The 16,236-nt window shown below is 64.3% G+C and carries 15 protein-coding genes and 2 pseudogenes; 9 read left to right on the top strand and 8 right to left on the bottom strand.

The genetic code is table 11. The annotated features are described in order from the left end of the window. Nucleotides 1-55 precede the first annotated feature (55 nt). A pseudogene (locus CK228_RS23815) lies at nucleotides 56-263 on the top strand (GNAT family N-acetyltransferase); the annotation flags it as partial. Between the two features lie 106 nt (nucleotides 264-369). Then, entirely contained in the window at nucleotides 370-1,344 is a 975-nt protein-coding gene (locus tag CK228_RS23810; RefSeq protein WP_095789438.1) for a WD40 repeat domain-containing protein, read from the top strand. Between the two features lie 2 nt (nucleotides 1,345-1,346). On the opposite strand, the gene CK228_RS23805 is transcribed toward CK228_RS23810, so the two are convergent. Next, entirely contained in the window at nucleotides 1,347-1,802 is a 456-nt protein-coding gene (locus tag CK228_RS23805) for a hypothetical protein (protein ID WP_095789490.1), read from the bottom strand. 64 nt (nucleotides 1,803-1,866) lie between these two features. Between CK228_RS23805 and CK228_RS23800 the strand changes: the two genes are divergently transcribed. Then, nucleotides 1,867-2,298: a MarR family transcriptional regulator gene (locus tag CK228_RS23800; protein ID WP_095789489.1), complete on the top strand. Its 432-nt coding sequence runs from the start codon at nucleotides 1,867-1,869 to the stop codon at nucleotides 2,296-2,298. 17 nt (nucleotides 2,299-2,315) lie between these two features. Here CK228_RS23800 and CK228_RS23795 read toward each other — a convergent pair whose 3' ends face one another. Then, nucleotides 2,316-2,768 (bottom strand): hypothetical protein, encoded by a 453-nt coding sequence (locus CK228_RS23795; RefSeq protein WP_095789437.1) that lies wholly within the window; start codon nucleotides 2,766-2,768, stop codon nucleotides 2,316-2,318. 168 nt (nucleotides 2,769-2,936) lie between these two features. Between CK228_RS23795 and CK228_RS23790 the strand changes: the two genes are divergently transcribed. The 3 genes from CK228_RS23790 to CK228_RS23780 are packed head-to-tail and all read left to right on the top strand — an operon-like array spanning nucleotide 2,937 to nucleotide 6,467. Beyond that, nucleotides 2,937-4,316, top strand: coding sequence for an aspartate aminotransferase family protein (locus CK228_RS23790; protein WP_095789436.1), 1,380 nt, complete (start codon nucleotides 2,937-2,939; stop codon nucleotides 4,314-4,316). 11 nt (nucleotides 4,317-4,327) lie between these two features. Continuing rightward, nucleotides 4,328-5,728, top strand: coding sequence for a glutamine synthetase family protein (locus CK228_RS23785; RefSeq protein ID WP_095771576.1), 1,401 nt, complete (start codon nucleotides 4,328-4,330; stop codon nucleotides 5,726-5,728). A gap of 58 nt (nucleotides 5,729-5,786) precedes the next feature. Then, entirely contained in the window at nucleotides 5,787-6,467 is a 681-nt protein-coding gene (locus tag CK228_RS23780; protein ID WP_095789488.1) for a UdgX family uracil-DNA binding protein, read from the top strand. 9 nt (nucleotides 6,468-6,476) lie between these two features. Here the strand turns inward: CK228_RS23780 and CK228_RS23775 are convergent, their stop codons facing one another. The 4 genes from CK228_RS23775 to CK228_RS23760 all read right to left on the bottom strand — a co-directional run bounded on the left by CK228_RS23775 (nucleotide 6,477) and on the right by CK228_RS23760 (nucleotide 11,003). Beyond that, nucleotides 6,477-7,742 (bottom strand): glycerate kinase, encoded by a 1,266-nt coding sequence (locus tag CK228_RS23775; protein WP_095789435.1) that lies wholly within the window; start codon nucleotides 7,740-7,742, stop codon nucleotides 6,477-6,479. Then, nucleotides 7,739-8,242 carry a heme-degrading domain-containing protein gene (locus tag CK228_RS23770; protein WP_095789434.1) on the bottom strand — a complete coding sequence of 168 codons (504 nt, stop codon included), beginning with the start codon at nucleotides 8,240-8,242 and terminating at the stop codon, nucleotides 7,739-7,741. The genes CK228_RS23775 and CK228_RS23770 overlap by 4 nt, the downstream gene beginning before the upstream one ends. 228 nt (nucleotides 8,243-8,470) lie before the next feature. Next, entirely contained in the window at nucleotides 8,471-9,784 is a 1,314-nt protein-coding gene (guaD, locus tag CK228_RS23765; RefSeq protein ID WP_095789433.1) for a guanine deaminase, read from the bottom strand. A 1-nt stretch (nucleotide 9,785) separates the two neighbouring features. Beyond that, nucleotides 9,786-11,003 (bottom strand): urate hydroxylase PuuD, encoded by a 1,218-nt coding sequence (locus CK228_RS23760; protein ID WP_095789432.1) that lies wholly within the window; start codon nucleotides 11,001-11,003, stop codon nucleotides 9,786-9,788. 132 nt (nucleotides 11,004-11,135) lie between these two features. Here CK228_RS23760 and CK228_RS23755 point away from each other — a divergent pair, with 132 nt between their 5' ends. From CK228_RS23755 to CK228_RS23745, 3 genes and pseudogenes are all read left to right on the top strand, one after another. Further along, entirely contained in the window at nucleotides 11,136-12,056 is a 921-nt protein-coding gene (locus CK228_RS23755) for a LysR family transcriptional regulator (RefSeq protein WP_095771571.1), read from the top strand. A 78-nt stretch (nucleotides 12,057-12,134) separates the two neighbouring features. After that, nucleotides 12,135-13,112: pseudogene (locus tag CK228_RS23750) on the top strand (LLM class flavin-dependent oxidoreductase). Then, nucleotides 13,109-14,356 carry an LLM class flavin-dependent oxidoreductase gene (locus CK228_RS23745; protein WP_095789431.1) on the top strand — a complete coding sequence of 416 codons (1,248 nt, stop codon included), beginning with the start codon at nucleotides 13,109-13,111 and terminating at the stop codon, nucleotides 14,354-14,356. Before CK228_RS23750 ends, CK228_RS23745 begins: the two are co-directional and overlap by 4 nt. 11 nt (nucleotides 14,357-14,367) lie before the next feature. Here CK228_RS23745 and CK228_RS23740 read toward each other — a convergent pair whose 3' ends face one another. Both CK228_RS23740 and xdhC read right to left on the bottom strand, forming a co-directional pair. After that, nucleotides 14,368-15,204, bottom strand: a complete 837-nt coding sequence (locus tag CK228_RS23740) for a PhzF family phenazine biosynthesis protein (RefSeq protein ID WP_095771568.1) — start codon at nucleotides 15,202-15,204, stop codon at nucleotides 14,368-14,370. Between the two features lie 91 nt (nucleotides 15,205-15,295). After that, nucleotides 15,296-16,204, bottom strand: coding sequence for a xanthine dehydrogenase accessory protein XdhC (gene xdhC, locus CK228_RS23735; RefSeq protein WP_095789487.1), 909 nt, complete (start codon nucleotides 16,202-16,204; stop codon nucleotides 15,296-15,298). Nucleotides 16,205-16,236 lie beyond the last annotated feature (32 nt).

The raw sequence follows: 16,236 nt of genomic DNA, 5'->3' as shown, positions 1-16,236 counted from the left end.
TTATCCCCATTCCGTTGGGGGTCGGAAGATGTCCGGCCCGCCATCGGGCAGGGCTGGAGGTCAACTGCTCGCCGCCGCGTTGCGCTGCCTGCGGCTTGCCGGCGAAGGCGGCGGGATCCTGCTCATCATCGATGCCAAGAGCGACCGGGTCCGCAAGGTGGTACGCCGGCTGTGGTGCAGAGCGCCTCCAGGGATCGGCTTTGACCCTGGCGATGCCATTGGCGACGTTTGCAACTGAACTGCGAGCCAACGGGCTGCTTTGACCAGATTACAGCCTCTTGCCGCCTCGCCGATCCTCCGAGGTTGCCGGAACCGCAAACGTCGAGTAAGCCCCTGCAACCGCTGCAATTCAACTGAATAAAGATACCTATGCCCACAGTTGCCCCCCTCGACCTCGAAGGCCATTGCGTCGCCGCCGTCTTCCTTGGCGACGTGCCGCATTTCGCGCTGGCCGATGGCGCCGTCCATCGGCTCGACAATGGCCACAAGACCATCCAGGCCAATGACGGGTTGCTCGCCACCTTCCACGATGCGGCCAACGACCGGCTGATCACCGGCGGCGAGGACGGCAAGGTGTTTGCCGTGAAGACAGGCGGCGAAACCACCGAAGTGGCGAGCGCCGGGAAGAAATGGATCACCAGCGTCGCCGCCGGGCCGCAGGGCGCCGTCGCCTATGCGACGGGCAAGACCGCCTTCGTGCGCTTCGCCGATGGCAAGACCCGGGAATTTGCCCATCCGCGCTCGGTCGAGGGGCTGGCGTTTTCGCCCAAGGGCATGCGCTTCGGCGTTGCCCGCTACAATGGCGCGACGCTGCATTTCCCGGCCGCCGAGGGCAAGCCGGTGGAACTCGAATGGGCCGGCGCCCATACCGGCATCACCTTCTCGCCTGACGGCGCTTTCCTCGTCACCACCATGCAGGAAAACGCCCTGCATGGCTGGAAACTGGCCGACGGCAAGCACATGCGCATGACCGGCTATCCCGGCAAGGTCAAAAGCCTGTCATGGAGCGTCAAAGGCAAATGGCTGGCGAGTTCAGGCGCGCCGGCGGCGATCGTCTGGCCGTTTTCGGGCAAGGACGGACCGATGGGCAAGGCGCCGCTGGAACTCGGCACGCGCGGCAACACGATGGTGACTTGCGTGGCATGCCATCCAAGCCAGGATGTCGTGGCGATCGGCTATGAGGACGGCATGGTCATTGCCGCGCGCTTCGCCGACGCCAAGGAAGTGCTGTTGCGCCGGCAGGGCAAGGGCGCCATCACCTCGATGATGTGGGACAGGGAAGAGCGCCGCATCGCCTTCGGCAGCGCGGCCGGCGATTGCGGTGTCATAGACATCACGGCCTGAATTCACCGCGCTCGCGCGGCCAGCCGAAGAGGCTTGCGCCGCAGCGACAGCCCGTCGCGCATGTTGAGCGACAGCAGTGCGATATTCGTTGCGCCGGCTGCCAGTTCGATCGTCTGGACGACTACGAAAAACTTGTCGAAGCGACCAGCCGCGGCAAAGCTGCTGAGCAGGAAGGCGCAGGGCACGAGGACCAGCAATCCGTTGGCGGCGATGATGCGCATGCGCCACTTCTTGCGTGCCACGACCGGGCTCTTCCAGCCCTTGCCGAGTGAAATGCCCGATGCGCCGGCAACGATCATCGCCGGGATGAGCACCGCCATGCCGGCCAGCACACAGTTCTTGACCGTTGTGATCGCTGCCGCGTCGCCGAGCAGTTCGGCCGTGGCGGTCGACAGCCAGAAAGCCGACACCGTGGTGAGCGCGATGGCGCCCGCCGCTGCATGAATTCTGGTTTTCATTTTCATCTCCATAGCAAGCTATATATCATTGCATAGCATGCTATTCAACTATTATCTGGCAGGCATGATATTTCACAAGGAACGATCCGCGGGATTCCTGGCCAATCACATGGCGCGGTTGTTTGCCAACGGCCTGCAGCAGCGCATCCGGCCACTCGGCCTGGCGCCCGCCCAGTTCATGACGCTGCTGGCGCTGTGGGATGAAGATGGCCTGACGCAACGCGAACTCGTGCAGCGTCTCAGCGTGGAACAAGCGACGATGGCCAACACGCTGATTCGCATGGAACGTGACGGGCTGATCGAACGGCGCCTGCACCCCGACGACGGGCGCTCGCAGTCAATCCATCTCACCGCGAAAGCCGTTGGCCTGCGCGAGCCGGCGACACAGGCCGCGCGCTCACAGAACGAGGTGGCACTGACCGGCTTCAGCGAGGACGAGCGGCTGGTGTTTCTCGACCTGATGCGGCGCGCCATCGCCTCGATGCAGGCAGGCTGACACAATCGATCGGCCCCCTACTCAGCCCCGCACGACACCTTGCCCGTCAATTCAGCCGGCTTGCCATCCTTGTCGATGTCGGCGGTATTGTCATAGACGGCAAGCTTGTATTGCCCGTCATAGACGCCTTCGTCGCTGGCCTTGGTCAGGATCGTCAGTTCGACCGAACTGAAGGCGTTTGCCGCCTCGTGCTCGTGGTAGATGTTCAGCCGCAGTTCCTTGTCGTCCAGCCAGTACTGGGTCAGGTTGGAATCCTCGAACACCGTCTTGCGCAATCCATCGCCAGCCGGCCTCGCCTTGATTTCGAGGTCGCCGCGAAAGTTGAAGGTCGGGCCGCCCATGCCTCTGGTGACGCCGGCGCCGACATCGAATGTCACAGCCGTATCGTCGACATTGCACCAGATGCCGCCCGAGGCGAAGGCCGTGCAAGCCGACGCCAGGAGCATTGCCACACAGATGATCGTCCGCATTTTTGTTCGCCCACCTCAATTTCCGCTCATATTGGCGCCGACTTCGCCAGCACGGTCAAGCAGCGCCCAAGCGGCGCCGCAGGCGGCTGAGCCAATGCAGGGCGGGCGCGCGGCCAATTGCGGTTGGGGATATGGATTGGCTAAGAGGGACGGACGAGAGGGGTTTTCATGCACAGCAGCGACAGTTCAAAGACCATTGGCGGCATAAGCCGCGATCGCATCGCGCAATTGCGCGAGACCGAAGGCGCGGCCTTCCGCGCGGCGCGGCCGAAATCGCAAGCCAAGGTTGGCAACGGCCTGCCCGGCTTCTTCGGCGGCGTGCCGATGCACTGGATGAACGACTGGCCGACACCATTTCCGATCCTGGTCGACAGCGCCAAAGGTGCTGCGATCACCGACATAGACGGCAACAGGCTCGACGATTTCTGCCTTGGCGACACCGGCTCGATGTTCGGCCATTCGCCGCCACCGGTGGCGCGCGCCATCCGTCGCCAGGCCGGGCGCGGCCTGACCTATATGCTGCCCTCGGAAGACGCGCTTGCCATCGGTCCGCTGCTGCAGCAGCGTTTCGGCCTGCCATTCTGGCAGATCGCGACGACGGCGACCGATGCCAACCGCTTCGCGCTGCGCGTTGCCCGCGCCGTCACCGGGCGCGAAAAGATCCTGGTGTTCAACGGCTGCTACCACGGCTCGGTCGACGAGACGATGGTGCGGCTGATCGACGGCAAGCCGGTCAACCGGCCCGGATTGGCGGGCGAATTCCGCGACCTGACCCGTACGGCGAAAATCATCGAGTTCAACGATGTTTCAGCACTAGAAGCAGCCCTCAAAGACAGGGACGTGGCCTGCGTCATCGCCGAGCCGGTGCTGACCAATTCCTGCATGGTGCCGGCCGATCCCGGCTTCCATGACGCGCTGCGAAAGGCGACCCGCGAGACCGGCACGCTGCTCCTGATCGACGAGACGCACACGATCTCGACCGGCCCCGGTGGCTACACCAGGAAATACGGGCTCGAACCCGACTTCTTCGTGCTGGGCAAGCCGATCGCCGGCGGCGTGCCGGCAAGCGTGTGGGGCATGAGCGACGAGGTCGCCTCGCGCTACGCCGATTACAACAGGACCAAGGAGCCCGGCTATTCCGGCATGGGCACGACGCTGTCGGCCAACCCGCTGCAGTTCGCCGCCATGCGCGCCACGCTCGAAGAGGTGATGACGGTGGAGAATTATGACCGCATGGACCATCTGGCGCGACGGCTCGATGCCGGACTGACCGGGGTGATCGACCGCTATCGCCTGCCCTGGCATGTCGCCCGCGTCGGCGCCCGCGTCGAATTCATCTGCGCACCCGGGCCGTTGCGCAACGGCGCGCAAGCCGAGACCGCGCATGCGCCGGAACTGGAGGCCGCCATCCATGTCGCGCTGGTCAATCGCGGCGTGCTGATCGCGCCCTTCCACAACATGATGCTGATCTCGCCGGCGACATCTGGCGCGCAGGTCAACCGGCTGATCGCCGCCTTCGGCGCGGTTGCGGCAAAGCTTGCGGCATGAGACAAGCGGCTATGGACAATGCCATCGTGACCTCCCCTTCGGGGTCCTCGCCCGCCGAGGCGCAAGCCTTTCTCGACGCCCATCCCGAAATCGAAGCCTTCGATATCGTGCTAACCGACGCCAATGGCGTCGGCCGCGGCAAGATCGTGCGCCGGCATGAGCTGAAAAGCATTTTCGAGGGCGGCCGGCACATGCCGATCTCGATCCTCGGCCTCGACATCACCGGCGAGGACGTGCACGAGACCGGACTGATCTGGACCACAGGCGACGGCGACCTCCGGGCCTGGCCGATCCCCGGCACGCTGGTGCCGCTCTACGGCACCAATCCGCCGCGCGGCCAGGTGCTGATGGCGATGTATCATCTCGACGGCCAGCCGATGTCGTCGGACCCGCGGCTGGCGCTTGCCCGGCAGGTCGGCATCCTCGCGGCCAAGGGGCTTTACCCGGCGGGCGCCTTCGAACTGGAATTCTTCCTGCTGGCCAATGAGCGCGACGCCGACGGCAAGGTGCAGCCGGCGCGCGCCGTGCTCGACGGCCGCGTTTCGGGCAAGACGGAGGTCTACTCCGTCGATCATCTGCACGGCATGGAGCCGCTGTTCTCCGACATCTACGCCGCCGCCAAGGCGCAAGGCATCCCGGCCGAGACGGTGATATCGGAATATGCGCCCGGCCAGTACGAGCTGACGCTGAACTACCGCAAGGATGTGATGCGGGCCGCCGACGACCTCGTCATGCTGAAGCGGCTGGTGCGGGCGCAGGCGCGCCGCCACGGCGTGACCGCCTGTTTCATGGCCAAGCCGATCGAGAAATATGCCGGCTCGGGCATGCATTTCCACGTCTCGCTGCAGGACAGAGCCGGCCGCAACGTCTTTGCCGAAGCCGGCGGCGAGAGCTGGTCGCTACCCCTGTTGCAAGGGCTCGGCGGGCTGATCCAGACGATGGCGGAATCGATGCTGGTGTTTGCGCCGCACGCCAATTCCTGGCGGCGCTTCGTCTCGCAATCCTATGCGCCGGTGGCGCCGACCTGGGGCGTCAACAACCGCTCGGTGGCGCTGCGCGTGCCGGCTGGCGACGCCAAGAACCGGCGCATCGAGCACCGGCCGTCCGGCGTCGACGCCAATCCCTACCTGATCGCCGCGACGGTTCTGGCCGGCATCATCAAAGGCCTCGACGAAGGGCTTGATCCCGGCCCCGAAACGACCGGCAATGGCTATGAAGCGGCCGTCACCCGCACGACGATGCCGGCGGACTGGCGCGCCGCGATCGAAGCGGCCAAGGCCTCCAGCTTCCTGAAAGGTGCGCTGGGCGAGGACCTGCACCGCACTTTCGTGGCCATCAAACAGTCCGAATATCTGCGCGTGGCACGCACGGTGAGCGAACTGGATTATCATCTCTATCTGCACGAGGTTTGAGGAAAGGAACCATCGTTCGCCTCGTCCATTTCAATATCGAATCGGACGAGGCAGGATGATGGCGACCACGGACCTTCCGCGTAAGGCGAAGATGCCAGACCGGCGCGTTTCTGTGCCACGCGCCGAGTTGATATCAGCCGAGACCAATGCCAACTCGGTCACGGAACTGCGCGAGGCGGCACAAGGTTGCCGTCGCTGTCCCCTGTGGCGCAATGCAACACAGACCGTCTTCGGTGAAGGGCCCGATAACGCCAAGGTGATCTTCGTCGGCGAACAGCCGGGTGATCAGGAAGATCTCGCCGGAAAACCGTTCGTTGGCCCGGCGGGCAAGGTCTTGGATGCCATACTGGACGACGCAGGAGTCGACCGGCAGAAAGTCTACGTCACCAACGCGGTCAAGCACTTCAAATTCGAGCCGCGCGGCAAGCGTCGCATTCATTCCAAGCCGAATGCCGGCGAGGTTCAGGCCTGCCGCTGGTGGCTCGACAAGGAGTTCGAGTTGATCAAGCCAAATCTTGCTGTCGCGCTTGGCGCGACGGCGGCGTTGTCGCTGCTGGGCAAGGCAACACCGGTTATGAAGATGCGCGGCCAGGTAATCGAGCGCGAGGATGGCTTGCGCGTGTTCATCACCATCCATCCCTCCTTCGTCCTGCGCATCCGTGAAGCCGCGGACAAGGAGGCCGAGCGCGAGCGTTTCCTGAGGGATATGAGAGAGGTGAAGCGGCTGATGGCTGCCTGAACCGGTCGCCTATCGGATCAATATCGCCCTGAGATCGTTGACATTCGTGCCCGTCGGGCCGGGCACGAAGAGATCATCAATCGAATGGAACGCCGTCCAGGCGTTGTTGCCGGCCAGCATCGCCTTGGCACCGACGCCGGCGGCGCGCATGCGCGAGACGGTCGAACCGTCGGCGAAGGCCCCGGCATTGTTTTCCGAACCGTCGATGCCGTCGGTGTCGGCCGCCAGGGCATGAATGCCTTGCACGCCGTTGATGCCGATGGCGAAGGCAAGCAGGAATTCCGAATTGCGGCCGCCCTTGCCTTTTGCCCGCAAGGTCACGGTTGTTTCGCCGCCCGAGAGAATGACGACCGGCTTCGTAAATGGCCGGTTGCGCGTCGCCACTTCGCGCGCGATGGCCGCGTGGACACCGCCGACCTCACGCGCTTCGCCCTCGATGGCATCGGAGAGGATGACGGCCTCTATCCCTTGGCGCTTGGCTTCCGCCGCTGCTGCTTCCAGAGACACGCCGGCCGAGGCGATCAGATGCACTTCATTGCGCGAAAAGCGCTGGTCGTCGGGATCTGGAGCGTCGGCCGCCGGCGAATTGATATGCGCCATCACCGAGGCCGGCAGCTTCATGCCATAGGCCGATATCGACGCCAGCGCGTCTTCTCGGCTGCCGGTATCGGGGACCGTCGGGCCGGAGGCGACAAGGGCGGGATTGTCGCCGGGAATGTCGGAGACCACCAGCGACACCACCTTGGCCGGCCAGGCAGCAGCGGCCAGCCGGCCGCCCTTGATGGTCGAGACATGCTTGCGGATGGTGTTCATCGCCGCGATCGGCGCGCCGGAGGCGAGCAGCGCCTCGTTGACGGCGATCTCGTCGGCCAGCGTGAGCCCAGCCGCCGGCGATGGGAGCAGCGCCGAACCGCCGCCGGAAATCAGCGCCACGACCAAATCGTCCGCGGTCAGTCCCTGGACCTTTTCCAGCAGTCGCCGTGAGGCCTCGAGGCCAGCGGCGTCCGGCACAGGGTGTGCCGCCTCGATGATCTCGATGCGTTCGCATTTCGCGCCATAACCATAGCGGGTGACGACCAGCCCTTCGATCGGCCCGTCCCAGACCTTCTCGAACGCCGCTGCCATCTGCGCCGAGCCTTTGCCGGCACCGATGACGATGGTGCGGCCCTTTGGCCTGGCCGGCAGATGGTCCCTGATCGTCCGTTCCGGATCGGCGGCGGCAACGGCTGCGTCGAAGATGGAGGTGAGGAAGGCCTTGGGGTCGAGCACGGTCATTCAGCTTCCGAAGCCAGTGCCAGACTACGTTTGTCGACACCCAGGTGATCGCACAGCGCATCGACGACCACGCCGTGATCCTCGCGTTCCGGCAGCCCGGAGACCGCGATCACGCCGATGACGCCTGCGCCTTTGACCGTCACCGGAAAACCGCCACCGGCGAGGACATATTCGGAGATGTCGAGGCCCTCGCCGATCTTGAAGGCGCGGTCGGGGCGTTGCTGCTCCAGCACCATGCGGTAGGTGCTTCTCAGGAACCGTTTCACCACATTGATCTTGCGGCGCGCCCAATCGGGATTGGAAGCATTCGATCCCGGCATGGCCGCATAGAACAGCGGCCGGTCCCACAGCCTGATGTCGACGATGATAGGCAGGTTTTCGGCCATTGCGCGGGCGCGGATGGCGGCGCCGATCTCGAAGGCGACGGCCTCATCGAAGGCTGGGAAGACAAGAACTTCTTCCTGTTTCCGGATCAGTGCGATGTCGTCCGCAGCGGCCATGTCGTTCCCCTGTCAACTTCGCCGCACGCTTTGACCGATGGCTGCCGCCGGGTCAAGCGTCTGTGCGACTTCGTAAGGTCGTGCGCGTCGGTGTGTTGAGATCCAGGTCAGGCCGGGTCGAAAATGGTGGCTTCCGAGAACCGGAGCGGCGCGTACATTGGGTACGTCAGTGCCGGAAGCGCAGGAAGCCACCATTTGCAGGCCGGCATCACCTGAATATCAGCGTGCCTAATTCGCCATGTCGCTCTTGGCCGCCCGCCCCGCGACATAGACCTCGCGCACGGCGCGATCGTCGCCCAGCGTCTGCAGCAGGAACAATTCCTGCGCCAGCGTCTGCGCCGTTTCCATCCTCAGCCGCATCGCCGGCGTCGCCCGGGCGTCGAGCACGACGATGTCGGCGTCGGTGCCCTGATCCAGCGTGCCGATCTTGCCGGCCACCGACAGCGCCTCGGCATTGCCGCGCGTGATCTGCCAGAAGGACTGGAACGGGTTGAGCTTCTCGCCGTTCAGCGCGATCACCTTGTAGCCCTCGTCCATGGTGCGCAGCATGGAATAGTTGGTGCCGCCGCCGACATCGGTGGCAGCGGCGATCCTGAGCGGCTTGTCGCGGCGGCGAAAGCGCTGGTAGTCGAAAAGACCGGAGCCGAGGAACAGGTTCGAGGTCGGGCAGAACACCGCCACCGAGCTGCTCTCCGACAGCGCGTCCGCTTCGCGTTCACTGAGGTGGATGCAGTGGCCGAACAGGCTCTTCTTGCCCAGCAATCCGTAGTGTTCGTAGACATCGGTATAGTCGCGCGACCGGGGATAAAGCTGCTGCGTGAAGGCGATTTCGGCGTGGTTTTCCGACAGGTGCGTCTGCATGTGCAGGCCGGGATGCTCGCGGCAAAGCGCGCCGGCCATCTCCATCTGCTCCGGCGAGGAGGTGATGGCGAAGCGCGGCGTAATGGCGTAGTGCTGGCGCCCCTTGCCGTGCCATTCCCTGATCAGCGCCTTGGTGTCGTCATAGGCGGATTGCGGCGTGTCGAGCACACCTTCGGGCGCGTTGCGGTCCATCATCACCTTGCCGGCGATGTTGAGCATGTTGCGGTCATGCGACTCGGCGAAAAAGGCTTCGGCCGAGGCCTTGTGCACCGAGCAGTAGGCGGCCACCGTCGTGGTGCCGTGCCGCACCATTTCGTCGAGGAACAGCCGCGCGATGCGGCGGCCATGCTGGGCGTTGGCGAATTTCGTCTCTTCCGGAAAAGTGTAGGTGTTCAGCCAGTCGAGCAGTTCGGCGCCATAGGACGCGATGACCTGCATCTGCGGGAAATGCACATGGGTGTCGATGAAGCCCGGCAGCAAGAGGTGCGGCCGGTGGTCGATTTTTTTGGCGCCCTCACCGGCCTGCTTCTCGACTTGCGCATAGGCGCCTGAGGCGACGATCCGACCGCTGCTTATCAGCAGGCCGCCATCTTCCTCATAACGCCAGGCCGAATGGTCGTCGATGGTTTCAGGCCAGCGCACGAAGGACAGCGTGCGGCCGCGCAGAAGTGTCGAGGTCATGCTATTTCCCCGCGCCTTCGAACCAGGCCACCAGCAGCGCCCGTTCCTTGTCGGTGATCTGGCTGACATTGGCGGGCGGCATGGCGTGGCTGCGGCCGGCCTGCAGATAGATCTCGCGGGCATAATTGGCGATGTCCGCATCGGTGTCGAGCACAACGCCCTTGGGCGCGTGGTAGATGCCTTCATAGACCGGTTCCTGGGCATGGCACATCGAGCAGCGGCCTAGCACGGTGTCGCGCACGGCCGGGAAATGCGCGGAAGCGATATAGACCTCCGCCGAGGCGGATGCCTTGGGCTCGCCGGTCAGCACCTTCGGCACGGTCGACAGCCAGATGATGATGAGGAACAGGACAAGGGCGCCGAGCCAGGTCCAGTGTGGGTTGCCGGCCCGCTTGTGCACGGTGTTGAAATAGTGCCGGATCAGCACGCCGATGATGAACACCAGCGAGGCGATGACCCAATTGAACTCAGTGCCGAACGCCAGGGGATAGTGGTTCGACAGCATCAGGAACAGAACGGGCAGCGTCAGATAGTTGTTGTGGAGCGAGCGCTGCTTGGCGATCTTGCCGTATTTCGGGTCGGGCTTGCGGCCGGCAATCAGGTCGGCGACGACGATCTTCTGGTTGGGGATGATGACCATGAAGACGTTGGCCGACATGATCGTGGCGGTGATGGCGCCGAGATGCAGGAAGGCGGCGCGGCCGGTGAACAGATGGGTGAGCCCCCAGGCGATGAACACCAGCACGCAGTAGAGCACCAGCATCAGGCCGGTGTCGCTTTTGCCGAGCGGCGAGCGGCACAGAAGATCATAGACCACCCAGCCGACGCCGATCGTTCCCAGCGACAGCAAGATGCCAGCCGGCACCGACATCGGCAGCACATTGGGATCGATCAGGAACAGGTCGGCCCCGGCATAGTAGACCACGCACAGCATGGCGAAGCCGGACAGCCAGGTGGCATAGGATTCCCATTTGAACCAGGTCAGGTGCTCCGGCATCTCGGCCGGCGCCACCAGATATTTCTGGATGTGGTAGAAGCCGCCGCCGTGCACCTGCCATTCCTCGCCGAAGGCGCCGACCGGCATGCCCGGCCGCTGGCGCAGGCCGAGATCGAGCGCGACGAAATAGAAGGACGAGCCGATCCAGGCGATGCCGGTGATGACGTGCAGCCAGCGCACGGCGAAGCTCAGCCAGTCCCAGAAAATCGCGAAATCCATCATTGAAGTCGTCCCTGCCGATGACGCGACTTTACGGTGTGGCGCGCAAACGGAAAGAGGCGAGGTGTGCGATGACTTTCAAAAAAAAATGGAAAATACTAGGTTTGTCGCTGCAAACCGGCGAAGGTGCTCCGCATGGCCTATCTCGACAACATCGCCGTCTTCGTTCGCGTCGTCGAACTCGGCAATCTGTCGGCGGCGGGCCGCGACATGCGTATTTCGCCGGCGGTCGCCTCCAATCGCATCAAGGAACTGGAGAAGCACCTCGGCGTGCGGCTGTTCAACCGCACGACGCGGCAATTGATGCCGACCGAGCATGGCACGGTTTTCTACTCGGGCGCCAAGCAGGTGCTGGAGGCGATCACCGAAGCGGAAGCGGCGGTGTCGGCTCTGTCCGGCCAGCCGCGCGGCACCATTCGCGTGACAGCGCCACTCGGCCTCGGGCGCCGGCTGGTGGCCTCGGGCATTCCTGATTTCCACGACAAATATCCTGACATCGAGGTGCGGCTCAGGCTCTCGGACCACAATGTCGACATCATGAAGGAGGGCATAGACGTCGCCTTCCGGCTCGGTATCATCGAGGATTCAAGCCTCAGGATGCGCGGCATCATGGAGTGCGAACGCGTGCTGGTGGCGGCGCCGAAATATCTGGAGGCGCGCGGCGAACCGGCGGAGCCGCAGGAGCTGATCGGAAAGAAACACGACTGCCTGATGCTGCGCTATTCCGGCGCACGCGAATATGTCTGGACGCTGCAGACCCCCGCCGGCCCGCAGAAATTCGAGGTGCACGGACCCTACGACACCGACGATGGCGATGTGCTGACCGGCTGGGCACTGTCGGGACGCGGCATCATCAACAAGCCGCGCTTCGAGGTCGAACCGTTCATCCGCGACCGTCGGCTGCAGGTGATCCTGGCCAACACGCCGCCGACGCCGGTGCAGTTCGCCGCCGTGTATCCGCACAAGAAGCTTCAGGACCCCAAGGTGCGGCTTCTGCTCGACTTCATGGCCGAGCGCTGCCAGCGGCTGATCAAGGATATCCTGGCCGGCAAGTGAGCGGCTGGCCGACAAGTGAGGGTCCACTGGTCTATCCGCCGGACTTGCCTTGCGCACCGGCGAACCTAGGTTGGCGCAATGCATCTCGCCATTTCGCTCAACATCGCTGCCGCCAACGAACAGGCCGTTCTGGATTTCGGAGAGATCAAGACCTTCGTGCGGACGGCAGAGGCCGCCGGCATCGATATGGTCGTGATTTCCGACTCCGTGGAAGGGTCATCAAGCAGCCCGTTCGAAGCGACAACGCTGCTGGCCGCCCTGGCGACCGTCACCGATAAGATAGGGTTCGTGGCCAGTGCCTCGACGGTTGCCCATCAGCCCTACAATCTGGCGCGTCGTTTCGCTTCGCTCGACATCATCAGCCACGGTCGTTCCGGCTGGCATGCGACGATGGTGCAGGGCTCTCGCGAAGCCGCCAATTTCAGCCGACCGGAGGGGTTTTCCGACGCCGACTTTCGCCGCCGCGCCGAGGAATAGATCGGTATCGTTCAAGGCCTGTGGCAGGGCTGGGATGAGGATGCTCTGCTGTTCGACAAGACAGGTGGCCGCTTCCATGATCCGGAAAAGATGGATCTGCTGGACCACAAGGGCGAGTTCTTCTCCGTGCGCGGGCCGCTGAACGTCGCACGCTCGCCGCAGGATACCCCGGTGCTGGTGCTGTCAGGCCTATCCGAGCCCGACCTGGATATTGCGGCCCGCACCGCCGATGTCATTTTGCTGGAGAGCGGGTCGGCCGAGCGCGCGAAAATACGCTTCGATGAGCTGAAGCGTCGCGCAACGGCCGCCGGGCGCGATCCGGACGCTGTGAAGGTGCTGACGAATATCTCGTTCGCCCCCGACGATGAGCCGGCCGCCAGTATGGACAGGCTGGAAACCCAATTGCGGGCGAAAAGCTGCGACGGCTTCAACGTCCGGTTGCCCGCGCAGCACTCAGCGCTCGACGATTTCGCCGATCGTGTTCTGCCGAAGTTGCGGCAAAGCGGCCTTGTTCAAGAGGGCTATCGTGGCACAACGCTGCGCGCGCATCTTGGACTTGCCGGCGGAGGCGACCGATGACCGCGCAGATGAAGCTCGGCGCCTTCCTGTGGGCGACGGGTCACCACATCGCCGCCTGGCGCCACCCGAAGGCGCATGTCACGGCAGGCATCGACATCGACCACTACATCCAGCTGGCGCGCACGGCGGAGGCGGCGAAGTTCGACATGATCTTCTGCGAGGATGCCGCCGGCTTGCGGGAGGCCAATGTCGGCATCGCCAGCCAGACGTCGCGTTCGATCGGCTTCGAGCCGATCAGCCTGCTTTCGGCGCTGGCGGTGCAGACCAGCCGCATCGGCCTCGTGTCGACGGCCTCGACAAGCTACAACGAGCCCTACGGGCTGGCGCGGACTTTCCTGTCGCTCGACCATCTGAGCGGCGGCCGGGCCGGCTGGAACCTGGTCACCTCGGCCAGCCCCATCGAAGCCGCCAATTTCGGCTCGACGGGCCTCAAGCCGCATGCCGACCGCTACGAGCGGGCGCGCGAATTCGCCGAAGTGGTCACCGGGCTGTGGCACGGCAAGGCTCCCGGCCATGACGGCCCGAGCTTTTCGGTTCGCGATCCGCTCGACCTGCCGCGCTCGCCGCAGGGCGCACCGGTCATGGTGCAGGCCGGCGCCTCGGATGTCGGCCGCGACCTTGCCGCCTGCACCGCCGATGTGGTGTTCACGGCTGCGCAGACCTTCGAGGAGGCGAAGGCCTTTTATGACGATCTCAAGGGACGCATGGCCGCCTATGGACGTGAGCCTGACGACATCAAGATCATGCCAGGCGTCTCACCTGTGGTGGCGGAAACAGAGGCCGAGGCCCGGGAGAAACATGAGGACTTGCAGGAGCTGATTCCGGACGATGTCGGAGTGGCGCTGCTGTCCAGCTATCTCAGCATCTCCGATCTCTGGCGCTACCCGATCGACGGGCCGCTGCCGGGCTTGCCTGACAGCGAGGGGATGAAAAGCCGGCAGGCGCTGGTCGTCGAGCAATCGCGCCGCGACGGCCTTTCCATCCGCCAGCTGGCCCGCCACTTCGCCGGCGCGCGGGGCCATTGGCGCATTGTCGGAACGGCGGCGCAGGTCGCCGACGAACTCCAGGCGCGGTTTGAGGGCGGTGCGGCCGACGGCTACAACGTCATGCCGTCCTGGTTCCCGGGCGAGCTCGATGCCTTTGCCACGCTGGTGGTGCCGGAACTGCAGCGGCGCGGCCTGTTCCGCAAGGAATATGACGGCAACACGCTACGGGAGCATCTGGGCTTGAAGCGGCCGGCGTGAGCTGGAGACTTCTATGCTTCGTCCATCATCCGGGCCGTTCCAGAAACCCTGACCGAGCTGCCGATCTCAGGCCGAATATCGGCATGCAGACGCGACCGCATGCCCATGTCCTCGCCTTGCACGACATCGATCGCGCCGCCATGCAGCCAGCCAATGTCGCGCAGATAGCCGGCAAAGGCAGCTGTCGAGGCGCCCGTCGCCGGATCCTCATAGACGCCACCTGAAGCAAAAGGATTGCGCGTGTGGAACAGTCGTGGCGTTTCGCCATAGGCCAACAGGATCGTTACCAGCCCTTCGCGACGCATCAGGGCCTGTCCGGCTTTCAACTCGTAGCGCATCGCGGCCAGTGCCTCGCGCGATCCAAGGGCCAAGACCAGATGGTCGGCGCCGCCGTGGATCAGCGCCGGCGGAATGGCCGGATCGAGATCGGCCGCGGTATAGCCGAACAATGCCAGCGCCTCGGTAATCAGCGCCGGCGGCCCCGGCTTGCTGCGTGTCGGCGGCGACTGCAACGCCGCGGCGATGGTCGCACCGTCGCGGAACCCTTCGACAGTGATGTTCGCCTGGTTGAGTTTCAGCGGGAAAATCCCATCGCCGAACTGCCGGACCAGGGCGGCTCCCAAGGCGATCGTGGCGTGACCACAGAAGGGGACTTCGGATTCCGGCGAGAAATAGCGGACCCGCCAGTTATCTCCCTGCCTGGCGGCAAAGGCCGTTTCAGAGAACCCGACTTCCGCTGCCAGACGCTGCATCTCGGCCGCATCGGGCAAGACATCGCCTATCAGCACCCCGGCAGGATTGCCGCCGGTGTTGCCATCCGAAAAAGCCGCGATTTTCAGAACGCCCATGTCTCCACACCTCATGCCGCAACGCCGGGTGGATATAGCAAACGGATCTTTCCCGCGATTGAAAAACGGACAAGCCGCTGAGCAGCTGTGACTAACCGGCGAGCACCCTGTGCCGCGGCACCTGATGGTCGGCATTTGATGCAGCTCTATGCACGACCAGCGCCGTCATGATCTCGGCGGCAGCAAGTGCCGCAATGACTTGAGGGCGCTTGTCCCTGACGGCGTCGCCGCCGATTGGCGAGACGAGACGGGCAAATTCCGCTTCTGTGCCTTCGGCCGATTTCAGGAACCAGTTCCTGAACGTCGCTTTCTTGGTCTTCGAGCCGATCATGCCGACATAGGCCGCATCGTCGCGTTTCAGCGCTTCGGCGACGATCAGGAAATCCAGCGCATGGTCATGGGTGAGGATGGCGAAGGCGGTGCCGGCGGGCGCGTTGCGCACTTCGGCCTCGGGCATCGGCGTCAGCCGCGTCTCGACGGTTTGCGGCATGCCTTCCAGCGCCTCGGCCCGCGTCTCGATGACGGCGCCGTGCACGGGAAGCAGCGACATTGCCGCCGCCAGCGCCTGGCCGACATGGCCTCCGCCGAAAATATAGACATGCGGTAGATGCGCTTCTTCGGTTTCCGCCGCTGCAATCAACCCGTTGGCGAGATCGGCATCGACGAATCGGATCAAGACTTCGACGCGCCCGCCACAGCATTGGCCAATCTCCGGGCCGAGCGGCACGTCCAGTGTAGCGCAGACTTCATCGACCTCGATGCGGGCTTCTTTGCCCCGCGGCTTGCGGCGAGGTGACGACGCCACCATCTGCCGCGCCCTGTCGATCGCCATATATTCGAGCTGGCCACCGCCGATCGTGCCAAAAATCGCCTCCCGCGAGACCAGCATGAAGGCGCCCTTCTCGCGTGGCGTCGAGCCCTTGGTGCCGGCCACTTCGACCAAAGCGACGCGACCCTGGCCAGCCAGGAAGTCTTTCAGGCTTTGCACTTTCGAAGTCATCATTCGCATTCCCGTGCGGGAAACATAGGGTT

Source organism: Mesorhizobium sp. WSM4312 (genome assembly GCF_002294875.1).
GTDB lineage: Bacteria > Pseudomonadota > Alphaproteobacteria > Rhizobiales > Rhizobiaceae > Mesorhizobium.
The sequence above is the reverse complement of the archived record's forward strand: the minus strand, read 5'-3'. Positions and strand labels throughout refer to the sequence as shown.